Genomic DNA, 18,789 nt, shown 5'->3' on the forward strand with positions numbered 1-18,789 from the left:
ACTTTTAGTAAAAACTACATAATTGGGGAGATTACGATGAAAAAACTATCTATTATTTTTGTTTTGCTGTTCAGTGTATTCTTATTTACAGGCCAAGCAGATGCAAGCAGTGGGTCACAGTTAATTATTATTAACAAAAAGACAAATACCCTTGCATTCTATGATAGTGGTAAATTAGTTAGAACATTCAGCGTTGCTACTGGAAGATCAAGGTCTCTTACACCGGAAGGAACTTTTAGAATTGTAACTAAGATCGTTAATCGCCCCTATTATAAATTGAAAATTCCGGGTGGAGATTCTCGCAACCCGCTAGGTAATCGTTGGCTGGGATTAGAAGCACGGGGCACCTTTGGTACCACCTATGCTATTCATGGGAATGCAAATGAAAATTCGATTGGTACTTATGCAAGTTCAGGTTGTGTACGGATGCACAATTCGGAAGTACGTTGGCTTTATAGCCATGTCAATAAGTATACATTGGTAGTCATCACCCATTCAAATAGCAGCTTTGATTCGATTGCAAAGGCCAACGGTTATGGCAGTGGCTGGGTGGAACTTAGCGGCAACAAGTATTATTATGTGGATGGCCAAGTAAAAACGGGCTGGCAGTCGATAGACGGAAAAAGGTATTTCTTTGATGAAGCTGGTGTAATGAAAACCGGTTGGATAACCCAGGGTGATAAGAAATATTATCTTGATAACAAAGGTGAAATGATAACGGGATGGCTGGACGATGATGGAAATAAGTATTATCTCGATCAAACAGGTGCGATGAGAACGGGCTGGGTCGCAGACGGTGGGAAGGAATATTATCTTGATAACAAAGGTGTAATGAAAACAGGTTGGTTATCTATCGCTGAGAATCGGTACTATCTTGATAGCAGCGGAGCTATGAAAACCGGCTGGCTAGCAGATGCTGGAGAATGGTACTATCTCGATAATTCAGGATTGATGAAAACGGGCTGGGTCAATTCGGAAGGTCGCTGGTTCTATCTCAATGGTAGTGGTGTCTTGAAAAATACTCAGGCTCTTGCCAACAATAGTCAGTGGGATTACCTCGGCAAAAATGAAGAAGTAACGGCAGATCGGTCCAATTTATTAGAGGAAAAATACAAACTTAGCAGTCAAGAGTCGGTAGTGACTGGTTGGTTGAATTATAAGGAGAAATGGTATTACCTGTATGTAGGTGCTGACATGGTTGCTAGCGCGATGAGTGAAGGGTAAATAGGTTGGAAGGATATAATGCCTCATAGATTAATAGATACCTTAAAGTGCCTCTTGCAGGTGCTTTTTTTTGCAGTAAAGCCTGAATATTTAATGGACATAGACAAGCAAAAACCTACCCTCAGAAGCTTCTGAAGGTAGGTTTTTTATTAGTTTATTTGAAGATTAAGACTTTACCTACTGTACCATCATGACTTTCCCCAACCACACGGAATTTTAATCCGTAATTTGGCACCTTACGGCCAGCATCAACGAGTCCAGCGTTACTGTAGTTTGCGCTGTCATCAAATAATGGGTTACGTTGAGAGAAGTTATCTTTCATTGTGACACCAAATCCTGGGATATTAGAATAGTCTAAGAACATTTTATCTGTTTTGCTTAGCCCAAATGCCGCATCATGGACTTGGTAGCGAGTAGCCGCAACGGCTTTATCACTCCAATAGGTTGTATGCTGGTCGGCGTCTACGACTCCTAAGAATCCTTCACCAGGGTGAATACCAGTCCAATTGTCTTCCCCATAGGACTCATCCACATACCAGACAACTAATCCTGGATCATAGGACATTAAGCTTGCTCCACGGCGGATATGGGCTAGACCAGCATCAACACCGTTATGGGATCTCCATTCTAGTAGGTAATAGTGTTTAGTTGTGTATTTACCATCATGCTTTTCAAAGCCGTCCAATGTAAATTTTGAAGCCCCTTCAGCACCATCAAAGAATACTTCATTTCCATCAGCGGTAACTTTGACATTATCCGTAAAGAAGCCATCTAAATTTACAGCTGCATCAGTCATTGAACGGAATTGAAGTTGAATTTTTTGCCCTATGTAGGCACTTAAATTAATAGTTTCATGAATCCAGCCATTACTTGAACCTGTATAACCAGGAAGATTTGCTCTAATGTTAGGATCTCCATTAGTATCAAGGGTAGTACTAGTTTTTGAACTTTCTAAAGACTTCCAAGTAGTCCCATCATCTGTTGATACTTGTACCATGGCGTAATCCCAATTTTTTTCAATGTTATACCAAGCATCGAAATCGAGAGATGCACTAGTAGCACTTGTTAAATCAACTGTTGCCGACATATGGTGGTCAGTCTCATCACCCTTACCGCCAAAGTATTCGAATGCTCCGTTTATTGGAGTATTCAGGGTATTTACTTTATCAGGTAGATCAACTCTTACAGCATCATTATTCGTACCTTTTGTAACTGCTTCATCAAGAAGGACAGTAGTACCAGCCTTTGTGATCTCATTGGACTTAAGAGTGTCTCCTAATAACCAATTCCCTCCATGTAAATTTTGCAGCATCTGTCTTGAGTATGGGCTAATTCCCGGTGGTTCTGTACCAGGAATAGCACCTGCCCAGCTTCCGCTTGACATTAGTGACCAGTACTCAACTGGCTCACCGGCCCCAGTGTACTGTGTATCATACTCATCCGGAAGACCTAAGTCATGGCCAAATTCGTGGGAGAAGACACCAGCCGCGCCGTCTTCAGGTTCGATGGTGTAATCTAATGCTACTAAGAGATGGTCTCCAAAACCTTCTAGACTAAAATTGTCACTTTCGGACTTTTCTCCAGGGACAATAGTATATTCCCCAAGGTCCCAACGGTGTGACCAAATCGCACCGCTGCCAAGATTGCCACCGCCTGCTTCTTCCCCTACACCTGAGTGAATAACCATTAAGTGGTCAATGACTCCATCTGCCTCTGCGTGGATACCATCTCCATCTAAATCATCACGATCCCACTTATCGTAATCGCCTAAATTAATGTTAGGATCTGCTGCTGCTTTTTTAAGGGCCTCGTATACTAATGCCCTAGCATGAGCATCACTACCATCGGGGGTAGGTACGTTACCGCCGTAATAAGCAGCAGGATGATCTGCTGTATACCAACCTGCAACAGCACCTTCAACAGAGTAGCTGCCTCCAGATTGCTGTTCGTAGTATTGTTTCATTGAGATATAATTTTTTCCATCAGGCCCTATATACCCATTTTCACCGAAAATCATATTTTGGAAGTGTTGATCCGTATAATCTTCATAGAACATGTCTGATTCTTCTTTTTTTATTGAGTTATTTGCAAAATCAGGGAATTTAATTTTAAGAACAAGGACTTTGTCCTTACGAACACCATCGGTATACGGCTCTTTTTGAACAGAATCGACAGTATTCTTCTTTGCTTGTCCTAATTTGTTGCCCTTTCCGTTCTTAAGTCCATTTGATATCGATGGTTCACTTTCTTTAAAATTTCCAATTCCTTTTGGTAATTGGTCCTTTGTCTTAGTAGGTTTACTCTTTCCTTTTAAGTAGGTTTTTAACGCCTTTTCAGATTCTGCCGGACTTGCATTCTTTGCTAGTTTTCCTTCGCGCTTCAACATTTCAATTAATTTTTCATCATTTGCAATCCCTGCGTCAAATGATGTGGGTACTTTTGTGGCTGCTGCTGCGGACTTTGGTGCTAAGGTAGAGCCTCCCAGCGTTCCAACAAACAAGCTGGAAGCAACAATCGTACTTGCGGTAATACTAGAAAAAACCTTCAGTGCTCGATTTTTCTTTACCAAACGTATTCCCCCTAATTAATGTGTCTATAGTGCATTTTTAATCATACAATAGCGACTGAATGTTGTGAATATTAAAATTACATTACGACAAAAATAGTGATAATCTACAATTCTTCGCTAATTAATAACAAATTTATAGATTAAATATTTACAAGAAGGCTGGTTTAATAGTTTCTTAGTTAACGATTTTAGAAGAGGGGAGGGGAACATAAATCCATGTGAGAGCGGACTGTGGGGGGATATCGAAAAGTTTACATTTTCGTATACATGTTTACATTTTCGTACACATGTTTACATTTTGTATACTTTGTGTTTACAAAATGTAAACATGTGTACAAACTCGTACACATCGCGTAATGGCGCAGTGTATACATGTTTGTAATCGTTGTTTACAAAAACTTGATAACAGCGATACCTGAAAACAGGCTGGTTAGCGGACGGTGGAGAATGTTGTTGTCTGGATGCTCCTCGTCTCATGAAGACTGGCTAGATAAGCTCTGAAGGGAGATGATGCGTTCTCGATGATATAACATGAATAATAATCCTCAAACTCTTGTCAGCAACAGTCAGTGGGATTATCTCGATAAAGATGAGGCTGTTGATTCAAATAGTTCCAATTTGTTAGAGGAATACAAACTTAATAGTAAAAATGAAGTAGTGACGGGCTGGTAAAATTACAATGAGAAATGGTAGTGCTTATATGTAGAAAAAGATATGGTTGCCAGTTCGATGTTTGAAGAGTAGGGACCTGTGTCCTTCTTCCTCCCTCATGATAAATTAATAGTTAAAGCACACCTTAGAGAGTGTGCTTTTTTGCTGATAAAAGTATTGATCGAAATAGGGTGGATCGGGCAGGGGGGCATTAGGAAGTATACAATTTTGCATACATGTTTACGTTATTTGTATGATTGTATACATTTTCGTATACATGTTTACAGTTTATGTGCACTTGTTTACAATTTGTATACTTTGTGTTTACGAAAGTGTTTACATGTATACAAAATCGTGTACATTTTGGAATTGCGCATGTTTACAAATTTGTTATCGTTGTATACAATAATGTTTACATCTTTCTGAAGTTTACATGTTGTTTACATTTTTACAGTTATATTTTTTTTACTTATAAATCATTGAAGAATCTCTCAATCTTCTATACCCTTAAAGGTGTAACTAAAATTACATAACTTCTATTAAAAAATAAATCTATAAATGAAGAGGAATGATGTTTATGACTAAATCCAGAGTTGCAGCTATTGATGTTGGGAATGACTCCATTAAGGCCATTTTCGGAGAACTGGACTATGAATTGAATATTCCTAACATTATTGCTAGGGATACAGAAGATCGACCTGTTATTGGGATTGAAGAACTTGATAATAAAAATCCATTGGATGGAATTCACATCAAAGTCCACTCCCCTGCTTTAAAAGAGAACAACGGAATTTATCGTATTGGTAATTTAGCTACTAAAAGTATTAACGCCACAGAACTAGACCCTGGCAGCAGCAAGTCAGAGGAAGATCAAACGTTAATTATGCTTTTTGCAACATTAGCTTTAGACGCAGTAAAGGAAAATAATTCACATGCTTTCCCACGAACAAAAAATGTGATTGATGCTAACTATACATTGGGAACAGGTCTTCCCCTTCGTGAAGTAAAAGAAGGCAAGGATGCTGGCTATCGTTCTAAATTAGTTGGTTCCGTTCATCAAGTTGAATTCCTTGTCACACCAAAGTACCAAGGATTGAAAGTAAATATTAAATTTGAAGAAGTAAAAGTATATCCTGAGGGATTCGCTGCATTTATTAACCTTGTTTTGGACAACAGCGGGAAAATAATCAATAAGGAACTTATTGATAAGCGTATCTTAATTCAAGATATCGGCGGATTATCAACTGATATTGCAGTCATCAAAAATCGTAATGTTGATGATGATAAAGCACAAGGGTTTAATCTAGGGGTTTCAGAATCATTAGAAGCCATTCGCGAAGAGATTAGAACAAAGCATGGAGTCGAACTTGATAGCCGACGTGATGTGGTTGAGATTATCACTAAGAAAAGCGATCGTAATCATATTATGGTTAAAGGAAGCCGTACAAGCGTTCATGATATTACCGATCGAATCCTGCTTGATTTAGCTAAAAAGCAATATCGTTTATTACGTAATGTTTGGCAGAGAAACTCGCAAACGGAAATTTGCTACTTTGTGGGTGGCGGAGCCAATGTCTTAAAGGAATATCTTAAAACGTTAAATAATAATTTAGAAGGTTATAATATAGATTTCTTTGAAGATGAAAAAGAGAGTATTTGGATGATGGCCAATGCTTATTATAAACTCATCAACGACTTTGTTCGTAAAGCAGAGAAACAAAAACCAGTTAGAGTTGAACCTGTAAAAAGCTAAGTAAGGTGATTATATGAAAAAAGCAGCCCAAAATGAAGTTCAGCGGGGTCAAGCGATATCCTTTCGTATCCCCTCTGATACACCTGACCATATTTTAAAACATTTACAAAAGTTGAAGGATACAGAAAGAAGGAATTTTTCCAGTAAAATTGCCGAGTTTGTGATGCAAGGTGTGAGTAGTTCTGTTTCGAGGGAAAAGGAGACAATTACGATCCCCCTCCCCCAGAAGTTAACGAAAGCCCAGCGAAATTGGTTAAAGCATGAGCATTCAGAAGCCTTGCTGGGAAGTATTCTTTATCAGCTGATTTCTGACCCAGTCCGTTCGACTTCGCTGCTTGCTTCATTAAATAGCCATTCAATCGATATCGACGAAGCTTTGTACCTTCAGGAAGAAGTATTTCCCGAGGAACTTCAAAGAGATGAAAGTTATCTGCAGGTCGCTGTAGGTAAGGAGGTCCCGCCCTCCCCTATCGACTTAAGTGATATGGAAGATGACCTCAGTGAGTTTGATTGGGAAAGTGCAAAAGAAAAGCAGCCGTTAATTGAAGAAGAGGAAAACGAAGTCGAGCCGGATATCGACGACTTACTTGGCGGTTTTCTTGCAAACATGAATAAGTAATTTAAAAGGGCCAGACCTCACACACCGCCTATGCGCGGCTGAGAGGTTTGGTCCTTTTTCGTAATTAATGCTGTTTATTAGGCATCCTTTGACTTTTTTGGCCTGTTGCTTGCCGTTCTTTATTTTTCTTATCTTTTTCCTGTTTTTCATGCAGCTGTTCTACAAATTCGTGTGTACTTCTGTTATCCATTCTGCCTAACCTCCTTGAAAAATCGAACCAATGTTATTTTGACCAAACAAGTCGGAAATATTCTGTAATGCATTTCATTTGTTGTGAATAAGAATAATCATTATAGTCATAGTTGAAAATAAATAAATCTATGAAACTATTAATAGATGCGGTGGTGAGCCGATGGTAATGCCTAACAATATTGTCCGGGCCAACGGGAAATTAAATGAGGAGATCATCCTCAAAAAAGAAATCCTCTATAAGGGGATGAATGGGAGATTTGTGGAGAGATTCTATCTAACTCCATCAACTAGCTATATTTTTAAACCACTGACAAACGATGGCCAATTAGGCAAAGAGGTCTGGGTCCATGAACATATTCTTCCCATATTTCCAGCGATTTATCCAAAAATTATCTCCTACTCGATAAGTGAACGGACTGAATTAAATTGGATGATCCTTGAGGATCTTGGCCCACTCTCCCACGAATTTAATGAAGAAAGTGTACTAGGTGTGATCAAATGGGTGGCGTGGTGGCATTCGCTCCCAATTGAGGTATTAGGAAATGTCCCGTTAACAGGATTGAAGCCAAAAATAGAGCAAATAGTATCAGATGTTTGTGTGAAAAAGAAGGAGTTTTACCGTTTATTGCCTTCCTTAAAAATCGAGGAAGAGCTCATCGATGCTATTTTCTCACAAATTAATCACTTGGAATTTTTGGAAAAAAAGGTGTTAACTCATGGCGATTTACATACGGGGAATTTTGCAATCGTCGAAAAAGAGCTGAAGATTTTGGACTGGGAGCATACCCATATTAATTCACCACACTGGGATTTGTACCATCTCATCGATATGTCACATCCCCTCTTCCCGAAAAAAATAACGAGTCCATTTCGGGATCACATCTTGGAGTCCTATCTTAGTCTAGTTAAGTTTGAGATTGATCGGGATTATTTTTTCAAAGAGTATTATTTATTTTCATCCGTGTTTTCGATTTGGATGATCCTGCTGATTCAGAAAGATTTAGTGGAGAACGGCGGGAAATGGTCTGTTGAGCAACTAAACACCCAGCTTGAAGAAACTGTTTCGAGTCTTCAACAGTGCGCAGCAGCTCTTATTTTATGAAAAAGCTAACCTTGGTTCATGCAAGGTTAGCTTTTTTGTGTATATTAAGCATGGTTCATGTAAGGTTAGCTTTATTGTGTAATTTACGCTTTTTGTTCTGTCAATTTGATGATTTCAATGACGGTGTTGGTAGCTTTGATCATATTATCCACGGAGATAAATTCAAATTTGCCGTGGAAATTTTCGCCGCCTGTAAAGATATTTGGTGTTGGCAGTCCCATGTAAGAAAGCTGGGAGCCATCGGTGCCGCCGCGGATTGGTTTGACAATTGGCTTAATGTCTAAGTTCACCATCGCTTCATGGGCAATGTCGACAATTTCAATGACCGGCTTGATTTTTTCACCCATGTTGTAATATTGATCGTTCAATTCGAGGTTGATGGTGTCTGTGCCGTATTTGGCCTTGAGTCCATTGACGATGTTTTCAATCAACGCTTTTCTCGACTTGAAGGTTTCCATGTCATGATCTCTGATAATATAGTGGAGCTTTGTTAGTTCGACATCACCATTGAATGATAGCAGATGGAAGAAGCCTTCGTATCCTTCAGTATGTTCTGGTGCTTCCTGTGCTGGAAGTTGGCTATGTAATTCCATCGCAATTTTCATGGAGTTGACCATTTTGTCTTTTGCGGAACCGGGGTGAATATTGTTACCTTTGATCGTGATTTTCGCTGCTGCCGCGTTGAAGCTCTCGTATTCTAACTCCCCTAGCGGACCGCCATCGACGGTATAAGCATGCTTCGCATGGAAGGCCGCAACGTCAAACTTATGTGGACCTCTGCCAATTTCCTCATCTGGGGTGAACGCAACGCGGACCTTACCGTGCTTAATTTCCGGATGGTTAATCAGGTAAGCCATTGCTGTCATGATTTCAGTGATGCCAGCTTTGTTGTCCGCTCCAAGCAATGTGGTTCCGTCAGTTGTGATTAGGGTGTGTCCTTTATAGTCGGGTAGGCTTGGAAAATCCTTCGGAGACATCACAACTTTTAGCGCCTCATTTAAGACGATTTCGTTGCCATCATAATTTTCGACGATTTGCGGGTTAACGCCTTTTCCGGTAAAGTCCGTGGCAGTGTCGACATGGGCCAGGAAGCCGATGGTGGGCACTTCTTTTTCTGTGTTTGACGGTAAGGTCGCCATCACATAACCGTTCTCGTCGATTGTAACTTCTTGCATCCCGATGGATTGTAATTCCTCGACAAGCATGCGAGCTAATGTCCACTGCCCCTCTGTTGATGGACAAATTTCGTTGTTTTCATTGGATTGTGTGTCCACTTTTACATAGGAAGTAAATCTTTCAATGAGTTCGTTTTTCAATTGCACTACACTCCCCTTTTTTGGATGAATTCATGATTATCATATCACTATGAGAGAGCGGTTACACTTTTTCAGAAACTTTTTGAGTGGTGTGGTTTACTGGCGGATAAGAGCCAATTACTGGCTGATGAGCACACTTTACTGGCGGAAGCCGAAATAACTGGCGGATAAGCATCCAATACTGGCGGATAAGAGCCAATTACTGGCTGATGAGCACACTTTACTGGCGGAAGCCGAAATAACTGGCGGATAAGCATCCAATACTGGCGGGTAGGCGCTATTTACTGGATGATGAGCACACTTTACTGGCGCAAGCCGAAATAACTGGCGGATAAGCATCCAATACTGGCGAAACTACTCCTCAATTGCGAATTATTATGGTTTCCTGGTTCTGGCTGAGGTTTTTACAGCTAAAATCCATAAAATAACAACGATCTCGATAAGTCCCTTGGCTTCGCAAATTCATACTTAGCAATATGCGTTTGGCCGTATGGATATCATCAACTCCCAAAAACTCCCGGCATTCCTTATTCGTGATGGTCCTATTACAAATCAAAAACCACTCTCGTAAAGTCCTAAGGTGGGCAAGATGATCATTCGCTCCACAATATGGGCAGCACCAGGTCCGGGGCAGCTTCACCATGCCAAACCTGCCGCATGGCAAGCACCTCACCCCAGAACGAAAATCCTCGAAAGGAATACCGTAGGCCGCGCATATCGGTTTTGGGATAAATGGTTGATGACTTTTTAGAAGTTCGGCAGACAGCCAATGAAGGGTTTCTTGGTCCAACTTATTTGCTTGTTGTGGGATGCTTTTCATAAATGAGGGGATTAAGCTGGGGAACAAGATTTTAGTCTTTGCAGGGGGAACGGTAACCATTTGTTTCGGGTAAGCCAAAACGACTGCCCCGTAGACTGGGAGATGGATGTTTCGATTCAGAAACCAATCACTAATTAACCCACGATTTCTTTCCAATTGGACTACAGGATTCTCAAAACCATCCTTGTGTCCATCCTCCCGTGTTCGAATTAATTGAGGAGGATTGTCCTTGAACTCCAGGCTTCCGCCAATATTTTTTACCTCTAAAACCACGCCACCCCAAGGAGTCAGCCCAAACGTATCCATTTGAAAATTTTCAGACCATGCGGGAGATAAATCGTGGAAAATGTGATGTTCTGCTGAAAATGAGTGCTTCCGGAAGACTTCTGCTACTCTTTCCTCTCCTCCAATACCCGCCTCAACGGACGCTCGTTTAGCTGCCAGTACTGGCTGGAGGGAATGGCCAGCTGATAACCGTTGCTGAGCTGCAATTAATCCTTCTAACGTCAATGATACATCTCTGTCTTTAATAATAATCTTCGATCAGCTCCTTAAAATCTATCCGTCATCTTGCATCGTAGCACGTCCCCGAAGGCCATACTATACTTCAAACAGTTATTTCATATTTTTGTAAAAAAATAGGGCTTGACCGCTATTGACCGAATGAGTCAACGGTAGTACAATGTGGTTGACCGATGTGGTCAATAGCTGAAAAAGGAGGGCAGCGACAATGTTTTCAAAATTTCTCAACTTAGATAAAGAAAAACAAGACAGAATTATTAATGCCGCCATAAAGGAATTTGCTGAGAAAGGATATGACCGAGCATCGACCAATGAAATCGTCAAAGAGGCGGGTATTTCAAAGGGATTGCTCTTTCATTATTTTCAGAACAAAAAGCAGCTGTTTTTATTTTTATTTGATTATTGCTACGAACTCGTTACCGACGAATTTTACAAGAAAATTAATTTCAAAGAGACTGACTTTTTTAGGCGTATGAGCCATGCCATCATGATCAAAGCGGATATGCTTGGGACGTATCCAGATATCTTTAAATTTATCCAAGAAGTATTTTTGGAGGAATCTGCTGAAATTAAGGTTGAATTTGATAGAAAAAAATCAGAACTAACACATATTAATATGGAAAAAGCGTATGAGGGCATTGATTTCTCGAAATTTAGAGATGATGTCGATCTGACAAAAATCATAAAAATCATCAACTGGACGTTTGAAAAGATGAGTGATGAAGCAATTGAAAAAGCCAAGTTGTCGCCAACCCACGAGTTTAATTATCAAGCGATCCAAGCCGAAGCAGAGGAGTATTTTGAGGTTTTGATTAAATGTTTCTACAAATAGGAGGCTGTTACGATGAATGTAATTGAAATCAAAAATCTGACAAAGACGTATGGCAAGTCAAGGGGGATCACGGACATTAGCTTTCATGTCGAAGAAGGCGAGATTTTTGGCTTCATTGGGCCAAATGGTGCCGGTAAATCAACCACGATCCGGACCCTTGTGTCCCTCATTTACCCAACCAGCGGCAGAGCGACTATCTTTGGCAAAGACTGTGTTCAATTTGCACCTGAAATTAAAAAGGAAATCGGTTATTTGCCTTCTGAAGTTTTTTACTATGACAATATGAAGGTTAAGGACCTATTAAAATATTCAGCTAGTTTTTATAAAAAAGATTGCAGTAAGAGAATTGTAGAATTAGCAAACATTATGGATTTGGATCTTAACAAAAAAATCGATGACCTCTCCCTGGGAAATAAAAAGAAGGTTGGCATTGTTCAGGGACTTCTCCATGAACCGAAGCTGATTATCCTTGACGAACCAACGAGCGGACTCGACCCGCTCATGCAGCAAAAATTCTTTGAACTGTTAGAGGAAGAGAACAAAAAAGGGGCGACAATTCTCTTTTCCTCTCACATCCTCAGTGAAGTTCAACGCTTATGTAACCGGGTCGCCATCATTAAAGAAGGTAAAATCGTTACGGTTGAAAAGATTAGTACCTTACAAGAAAACAATTATAAAAAGTTCAAAATTGAAACGAAAGCACCGCTCGATCCAAGCTGCTTCAACATCAGCGGCGTCAATAATTTAGAAGTTAAGGACACGACGACTAGCTTTTTATTTAGAGGAAACATCAATGCCATCTTGAAAAAGATTGCTGACATTGAACTTGTGAATCTGTGGATTGAAGAGCCGGACCTTGAGGAGATCTTTATGCATTACTACGAAAAGGAGGCCTAAGACTATGAATATCTTTTTTCATGAATTGAAGGCTTATCGGAAGTCGACGATTATTTGGTCTGTTTCGTTAGTGTTGATCATCGCTTTATTTATGTCCTTCTATCCTGCCTTTGCCAAGGATGCAGAGGATTTCCAAAAGATCATGGAAGGCTATCCCCAGGCAATCAGGAATGCCATCGGATTTGATCTTGGGAATTTCTTTACCATTCTAGGCTTTTATTGCTTCCCGTTATCGTTTATTACGTTGTGCGGGGCGATTCAGGGGATGAATCTTGGCACGAGCATTGTCAGTAAGGAAGTCCGCGAAAAGACAGCCGATTTTTTATTAACGAAGCCTGTTACCCGGACAACTGTATTAACAGCCAAACTGATGGCAGCCTTTGTCTCAATCATCATGACTAATATTGTCTACCTAGCTGTAACAATAATCCTGGCATTTCAAGTCAAGACAGATGACTTTAGCCTGAAGGTACTTATTATGCTTTCACTGACGCTTTTTTTTATCCAGCTGATTTTCCTCGCCTTAGGGGTGTTGATGTCGGTGATTGTACCTAAGATTAAGTCTGTATTGACCGTCTCCCTTACGACCGTGTTTGCGTTCTATTTTCTGGGGATGTTTAGCAGCACAACCGGTGAGGAAGCGAAACGGTATATCTCGCCGTTTAAGTATTTTGACACCACCTATATCATCAAACATGAAAGCTTCGAAGCATCCTTTTTAGTGGCTGGCGCCGTTATTGTCATTCTGGCCATCGCTGCGAGTTATTTTGTTTATCTCAAAAAGGATATCCACGCTGTATAGCTGCGAAATGGAGGGGTTTGGTCATGACTATATTTTTAAAAGAGCTGAAATCTTATCGAAAATCGCTGATATTTTGGAGCATCGGTGTCTTCCTCATGGTGGCATCAGGCATGGCTAAATATGAGGCCTATTCCTCATCGGGCCAATCGATCAATGATTTGATTGCCGATCTGCCCAAATCGATGAAGGCAGTCATGGGTTTCGGTGTCGTTGATTTATCAAAGATTAGTGGTTATTATTCCTTGCTGTATATTTATTTATTATTAATGGCAACGATCCATGCAGCAATGCTCGGGGCCTCGATTATTGCCAAAGAAGAACGGGACAAAACAGCGGAGTTTCTCTTTGTCAAACCAGTTTCCAGAAATACCATTATTAGCGCAAAATTATTGGCTGCCTTCACGAATCTTGTCATCTTCAATCTTGTCACCTGGGGTTCGTTGATTATTTTGGTTGGGAAATACAACCGCGCAGGTGAAGCTGTGAATGGCGATATCGCCCTTACCATGGCAGGCATGTTTATTTTACAGGTCTTGTTTCTGGTCATCGGGAGCGCGCTTGCGGCTGTAAAAAAGAAACCGAAAACGGCTCCATCTCTAGCAACTGGTATCCTTCTACTTACGTATATGTTATCGATTGCGATTGATTTGAATGAGAACATTGAAGGCATGAAATACTTCACCCCCTTTAAATATTTTGATGCAAAAAATGTGATGTTTGGCGGTGGACTCGAGGCGATTTTCATCGCCATATCCGTGATTATCATTGCCGCATTATTAGTAGTGACCTTCACTTTTTATAAAAAGAAGGATTTAAATGCATAAGGAGAGGCCTGACTTTTGTCAGGCCTCTCCTTATGAGACTATTTTTCCCGCGTCATTTTAACAAGGGGATTGATATCGCTTGAAAGCTTGCTATAGGAAGGAGTATCTAACTTAATATTTGCCTTTATCCCATCAATGAGCGGCAATGCTTTTGGGTTTGTAATTGTTAAAATTTGAACATGGCCGTTAAAGGCTTTGTCCATCAATTCTTTGGCTCGATCTAAATTGTCATTATAGCTTGATTGGCAGTTCCAGCCTCCATGACGGCGGGATTTCTTCCCATTTGGAATCACGCCTATCTGGAGAGGCTGAAGGAATCATTAAATACCATGATAAAGGCAGACAGGTTGTATAATTTTCCTTGAAAATGGATTTAATGATAACGATAGTGATAATATAGGTTAATGAATTGGAAATAGGAGGAGAAGCGAATGACAACTCAAAATGAAAACAATACCTTGCCGCCAAAAACTTGTTCCGTGGAACGCTTAGTCACACTAGAAGAAGATGTGAAAAAAGTACTCTCAGGTGAAAAAACAGCGACACGACGGAATGGGCGATATGCGGACCCAGGTGAAGTCATGACATTGGAAGGCCGTGACTTTGTGGTAGACCGTGTCTATTCCCAGTCATTAGGTGAATTAACGGATGATGATGCACGCCGTGAGGGCTTCGAAAATGTGGAAGCCTATAAACAATCGATTCTAAGTATTCATCCTGGAATGCCATGGCTGCCGCAAATGCGTGTATGGGTTCATGAGTTTAGCCCTGTTCAAAAATAGTCTATAAATGCTCGAGGTCCACTTTTAAAAGTGGACCCTTTTTTTATGGAATTTTCGATAATAATCCCAAAAAAGCCTTCGAAATATACCTTTACGTTTGCAGGTCAATTAGTTGGTTAATCGAAGTAAAAAATTTATAATGTTCCTAGAGAAGGATTTCCGAGAGGCTGGGGTGAGTGGATGAAATTTTTATCAAAATACATAAAGAAGTACTGGAAATCTTTTAGCATAGCGGTTTTATTCCTTACCATTGAGGCGATTAGTGATTTGATGCAGCCAACTATTATGGCGAAAATTATTGATGTAGGTGTGGCCAACAAGGATATCAACTATGTTTTGAAAATGGGCGGTTTGATGCTGCTGATTACGGCTTGTGGAGCGATTGCTGCTTCCACCAGGAGTGTGGTTGCTAGTATTGTTTCACAAAACTTCGGGACGGAGTTAAGGTCTGACTTATTTAAAAAAATTCAAACGCTCACTTTTAGGAACGTCGATAAATTTGACCGCGCCTCCCTTGTTACCAGATTGACGAATGATGTGACCCAAGTTCAGGTGTTTGTTAATGGATTGATGCGGGTTTTTGTCAAAGCCCCGTTGCTAGCCATTGGCGGTTTGATTATGGCCACACGGTTAAACCTGCAGCTTTCCGTGGTCCTGGCGGTTGTGGTTCCAATTGTTGCGCTATTAATCATCTTTAATATGAGATTGGGCTTTCCCCTCTTTTCCCGTGTTCAAAATGGATTGGACCGGGTGAATAGTGTCATGCGGGAGTACCTATCCGGGGTCCGAGTTGTGAAAGCGTTTAATCGCTTTGATGTCGAGGTTGGTAAGTTTACGAAGGTAAATGACCAATATAAAAATCAAGCCATTTCAGCAAATCGACTGATGTCCTCCTTCAGTCCAGCGGTTATGCTCATCGTTAATCTTGGGATAGTTGTTGTCCTTTGGATCGGCGGAAATGGTGTGAATACGGGCGATATTCAGGTCGGCCATATTATTGCCTTTATCAACTATATGACGCAAATACTATTTTCATTGATGATAATCTCGATGGTTTTTACGATGTTTGTCAGAGCAAAGGCCTCGGCAGGAAGAATCGATGAGGTATTTTCTCAAGCGGATAACGTTTCTTGGAATGAGGAACTTAGGGTAAATTCTATTGAAAAAGGCCGAATCGACTTTGAAAATGTTTCTTTTTCCTATGAACAAGCAACAGGCGAGCCAATCTTAAAAAATATTAATCTTACCATCCTGCCAGGAGAGACAGTAGGAATCATCGGCTCAACAGGATCAGGGAAAAGCACGCTTGTCGGACTCATCCCCCGCTTCTACGATACGTCGGGCGGTACGATTAAAGTAGACGGTGTTGATAGTAAACAGGTCAGTCCGAAGAAATTACGTGAGAAAATTGCGATCGTGCCGCAGAAGAATATTTTGTTTACGGGGAGTGTCGCGGAAAATATTCGCTGGGGTAATGAAGAGGCAACGGATGCAGAAGTGGTTACGGCCGCGACAATGGCCGGGGCACATGATTTTATTGAGAGGTCACCGGAAGGCTACCAAACAAGGATTGGCCAAGGGGGCGTCAATTTTTCCGGCGGACAAAAGCAACGGATTTCCATTGCTAGAGCCTTAGTAAAGAAACCAGAAATTTTGATATTAGATGATAGTACAAGTGCCGTTGACGTCGCAACCGAGGCAAAAGTCAAGGAGGCCTTGAAGAAATATGCCAAAGGGCTTACCTGTTTATTAATTGCCCAGCGAATCACCTCGATTATCGATGCCGATAAAATTGTCGTCCTCGACCGCGGCGAAGTTGTTGGGGTTGGTACACATCAGGAACTATTGAAGGATTGCCGTGTTTATCAGGAAATCTACCAATCTCAAGTCGGCAAGGAGGTGCATCCGTAGTGTCAAAGGGAAACGTACAGACTGGGAATACTCCCCCTGCCCCGCCGCCGATGAGACCAGCGGGCTTTGGTGGAGCCCAACGCCGTGGGCCTGTTGTCAAGCCAAAGAACTTTAAAGGGACATTGCAAAGACTTTGGCAATACTTCGGCAAAGAGCGAAAAATGCTCACGGTTATTTTTATTTTTATTGTAATGGACGCAGCCCTGATGCTGCTGGCCCCCTTCCTGATTGGAAAAGCGATTGATGCGATGCGAATGAATGGTGGAAAAGTAGATTTTGGATTTCTTGAGGTGATGATCTGGATCTTGGTTGCAGCGTATCTGACTGACAGCCTGTTAACCTTTTTACAAGGATGGCTGATGGCCGGCGTCTCCCAGCGAATTGTCAAAAGCTTAAGGGATGCCCTCTTTAAAAAATTACAAAAGCTGCCGGTATCCTTTTTTGATTCTCGTTCACACGGTGAGTTAATGAGCAGGCTATCGAACGATGTCGATAATATTAGTAATACAATCTCGCAATCAACGACGCAATTAATGTCCGGGGTGGTCATCATTACCGGGTCATTAATGATGATGTTACTATTGAGCCCTATCTTGACGCTCGCCAGCTTAATAACCGTACCGCTTGTCTTTTTACTCACAAAAACGATCGCCAAACGGACGAGTGTCCTGTTTAAAAACCAGCAAGTGGAGCTGGGAAAATTAAATGGTCATATTGAGGAAACAATCTCTGGAATTGAAATTGTCAAAGCCTTTAATCACGAGGAAAAGGTCATCGAAGAATTTGAAGTGGTCAATACTAGGCTGCGTGAGGTCGGCCTCAAGGCGCAAATTTGGTCCGGATTTTTGATGCCGATCATGAACGTCATTAATAACCTTGGCTTTGCAGTGGTCGCGGTGGTTGGAGGAATCCTTGCGGTCAAAAGCATCATCACGATTGGGGCAATTGCCAGCTTCATCACCTACTCCAGGCAATTTGTCAGGCCGATTAATGACCTGGCGAATATTTTCAACATTCTTCAGTCTGGCGTTGCTGGGGCTGAACGTGTCTTTGAAATCATCGATGAACAAGAGGAGCCAGAAGATCTGCCAGAGGCAATCGCCTTAGAAAACCCAAAAGGACATGTCATATTTGAGAAAGTAAGTTTTGGTTACCGTCCGGATGTGCCGATTCTAAAAAATGTCAGCTTTGAAGCGAATATCGGCAGCAGTACGTCCTTCGTCGGACCAACCGGCGCTGGAAAAACGACGATCGTAAATCTCCTGACGAGATTTTATGACGTGACAGACGGAAGAATTCTCCTCGATGGCCATGATATTCGGGAATACACAAGGGACAGCTTAAGAAGATGCTTTGGATTTGTCCTCCAGGATACCTATTTATTCTCAGGGACAATCAAGGAAAATATTAAGTATGGAAATACGAAGGCAACGGACGATGAGGTGGAACGCGCGGCGAAGATGGCCAATGCCGATACTTTTATCAAACGGCTTCCTAACCAATATGAAACGGTCTTGTCTGAAAATGGCGGCAATCTAAGCCAAGGACAGCGGCAGCTTCTGGCGATTGCGCGAGTCATTTTAGCTAAGCCCGCCCTGCTGATTCTAGATGAAGCGACGAGCAGCATTGACACCAGGACAGAGCTCCATATTCAAGAAGCCCTGCTCACATTGATGGAGAACCGGACCAGCTTTATCATAGCCCACCGCCTCAATACAATTCGTGATGCCGACACCATCATGGTCATTGACCATGGAGAAATTATCGAGAGTGGAAACCACGATACATTAATGAGGCAGCAAGGCAAATATTACAATATGTTTTTTAACCAGTTCAAAAATGTGGAAACGGGTTTGGATGAATAGGTATTGAAGGAGAGACTGGGGTTCCAGTCTCTTCTTTTTAAATTATTAATGACAACTGTAAAGACACCTGCTAGAATACTTATGGTTAATCGATTATTTTCGTACCTA

At 41.2% G+C, this 18,789-nt stretch carries 17 protein-coding genes; 12 read left to right on the forward strand and 5 right to left on the reverse strand.

Annotated features, from left to right (window positions below; translation table 11 throughout):
- Positions 1 to 36 precede the first annotated feature (36 nt).
- The gene (locus tag QF028_RS28370; protein WP_429470747.1) at positions 37 to 1,224 is read left to right on the forward strand and encodes a L,D-transpeptidase; all 1,188 of its coding nucleotides are present in this window, start codon (positions 37 to 39) and stop codon (positions 1,222 to 1,224) included.
- A 154-nt stretch (positions 1,225 to 1,378) separates the two neighbouring features.
- On the opposite strand, the gene QF028_RS28375 is transcribed toward QF028_RS28370, so the two are convergent.
- Positions 1,379 to 3,793 carry an immune inhibitor A domain-containing protein gene (locus QF028_RS28375; RefSeq protein ID WP_429470749.1) on the reverse strand — a complete coding sequence of 805 codons (2,415 nt, stop codon included), beginning with the start codon at positions 3,791 to 3,793 and terminating at the stop codon, positions 1,379 to 1,381.
- A gap of 531 nt (positions 3,794 to 4,324) precedes the next feature.
- On the opposite strand from QF028_RS28375, the gene QF028_RS28380 reads away from it, so the two are divergent.
- The 3 genes from QF028_RS28380 to QF028_RS28390 all read left to right on the forward strand — a co-directional run bounded on the left by QF028_RS28380 (position 4,325) and on the right by QF028_RS28390 (position 6,816).
- Positions 4,325 to 4,465 (forward strand): hypothetical protein, encoded by a 141-nt coding sequence (locus QF028_RS28380; RefSeq protein WP_429470751.1) that lies wholly within the window; start codon positions 4,325 to 4,327, stop codon positions 4,463 to 4,465.
- Positions 4,466 to 5,021: 556 nt separating this feature from the next.
- Entirely contained in the window at positions 5,022 to 6,197 is a 1,176-nt protein-coding gene (locus QF028_RS28385; protein WP_410887003.1) for a hypothetical protein, read from the forward strand.
- Between the two features lie 13 nt (positions 6,198 to 6,210).
- Positions 6,211 to 6,816 (forward strand): hypothetical protein, encoded by a 606-nt coding sequence (locus QF028_RS28390; protein WP_429470753.1) that lies wholly within the window; start codon positions 6,211 to 6,213, stop codon positions 6,814 to 6,816.
- Between the two features lie 64 nt (positions 6,817 to 6,880).
- On the opposite strand, the gene QF028_RS28395 is transcribed toward QF028_RS28390, so the two are convergent.
- Positions 6,881 to 7,006, reverse strand: a complete 126-nt coding sequence (locus QF028_RS28395) for a DUF4023 domain-containing protein (protein ID WP_168241366.1) — start codon at positions 7,004 to 7,006, stop codon at positions 6,881 to 6,883.
- A 162-nt stretch (positions 7,007 to 7,168) separates the two neighbouring features.
- Between QF028_RS28395 and QF028_RS28400 the strand changes: the two genes are divergently transcribed.
- The gene (locus QF028_RS28400; RefSeq protein ID WP_429470755.1) at positions 7,169 to 8,110 is read left to right on the forward strand and encodes a phosphotransferase; all 942 of its coding nucleotides are present in this window, start codon (positions 7,169 to 7,171) and stop codon (positions 8,108 to 8,110) included.
- A gap of 83 nt (positions 8,111 to 8,193) precedes the next feature.
- Here QF028_RS28400 and pepT read toward each other — a convergent pair whose 3' ends face one another.
- Together pepT and QF028_RS28410 are read right to left on the reverse strand one after the other, a co-directional pair.
- Positions 8,194 to 9,426, reverse strand: coding sequence for a peptidase T (gene pepT, locus QF028_RS28405; RefSeq protein ID WP_429470757.1), 1,233 nt, complete (start codon positions 9,424 to 9,426; stop codon positions 8,194 to 8,196).
- A 361-nt stretch (positions 9,427 to 9,787) separates the two neighbouring features.
- Complete coding sequence (locus QF028_RS28410) at positions 9,788 to 10,756, reverse strand: nuclease-related domain-containing protein (protein ID WP_429470759.1); 969 nt, start codon at positions 10,754 to 10,756, stop codon at positions 9,788 to 9,790.
- 220 nt (positions 10,757 to 10,976) lie between these two features.
- Here QF028_RS28410 and QF028_RS28415 point away from each other — a divergent pair, with 220 nt between their 5' ends.
- From QF028_RS28415 to QF028_RS28430, 4 genes are read left to right on the forward strand one after another with little or no spacing between them, the layout of a single operon-like run.
- The gene (locus QF028_RS28415; protein ID WP_429470761.1) at positions 10,977 to 11,600 is read left to right on the forward strand and encodes a TetR/AcrR family transcriptional regulator; all 624 of its coding nucleotides are present in this window, start codon (positions 10,977 to 10,979) and stop codon (positions 11,598 to 11,600) included.
- Between the two features lie 12 nt (positions 11,601 to 11,612).
- Positions 11,613 to 12,497, forward strand: a complete 885-nt coding sequence (locus QF028_RS28420) for an ABC transporter ATP-binding protein (protein ID WP_429470763.1) — start codon at positions 11,613 to 11,615, stop codon at positions 12,495 to 12,497.
- A gap of 4 nt (positions 12,498 to 12,501) precedes the next feature.
- Positions 12,502 to 13,299, forward strand: a complete 798-nt coding sequence (locus QF028_RS28425; RefSeq protein WP_429470765.1) for an ABC transporter permease subunit — start codon at positions 12,502 to 12,504, stop codon at positions 13,297 to 13,299.
- Between the two features lie 23 nt (positions 13,300 to 13,322).
- A complete protein-coding gene (locus QF028_RS28430; RefSeq protein WP_429470767.1) occupies positions 13,323 to 14,123 on the forward strand; it encodes an ABC transporter permease subunit in 801 nt (266 codons plus the stop codon).
- Between the two features lie 38 nt (positions 14,124 to 14,161).
- On the opposite strand, the gene QF028_RS28435 is transcribed toward QF028_RS28430, so the two are convergent.
- Positions 14,162 to 14,416 carry a hypothetical protein gene (locus QF028_RS28435; RefSeq protein ID WP_429470769.1) on the reverse strand — a complete coding sequence of 85 codons (255 nt, stop codon included), beginning with the start codon at positions 14,414 to 14,416 and terminating at the stop codon, positions 14,162 to 14,164.
- A 138-nt stretch (positions 14,417 to 14,554) separates the two neighbouring features.
- On the opposite strand from QF028_RS28435, the gene QF028_RS28440 reads away from it, so the two are divergent.
- The 3 genes from QF028_RS28440 (at position 14,555) to QF028_RS28450 (ending at position 18,681) form a co-directional block, all read left to right on the forward strand.
- Positions 14,555 to 14,905 carry an ASCH domain-containing protein gene (locus tag QF028_RS28440; RefSeq protein WP_168241356.1) on the forward strand — a complete coding sequence of 117 codons (351 nt, stop codon included), beginning with the start codon at positions 14,555 to 14,557 and terminating at the stop codon, positions 14,903 to 14,905.
- Between the two features lie 180 nt (positions 14,906 to 15,085).
- Positions 15,086 to 16,816 (forward strand): ABC transporter ATP-binding protein, encoded by a 1,731-nt coding sequence (locus QF028_RS28445; protein WP_429470771.1) that lies wholly within the window; start codon positions 15,086 to 15,088, stop codon positions 16,814 to 16,816.
- Positions 16,817 to 16,866: 50 nt separating this feature from the next.
- The gene (locus QF028_RS28450) at positions 16,867 to 18,681 is read left to right on the forward strand and encodes an ABC transporter ATP-binding protein (protein WP_429472583.1); all 1,815 of its coding nucleotides are present in this window, start codon (positions 16,867 to 16,869) and stop codon (positions 18,679 to 18,681) included.
- Positions 18,682 to 18,789: the final 108 nt, after the last annotated feature.

Origin of the sequence: Neobacillus sp. B4I6, assembly GCF_050434045.1 — a bacterium.
Lineage (GTDB): Bacteria > Bacillota > Bacilli > Bacillales > Cytobacillaceae > Neobacillus.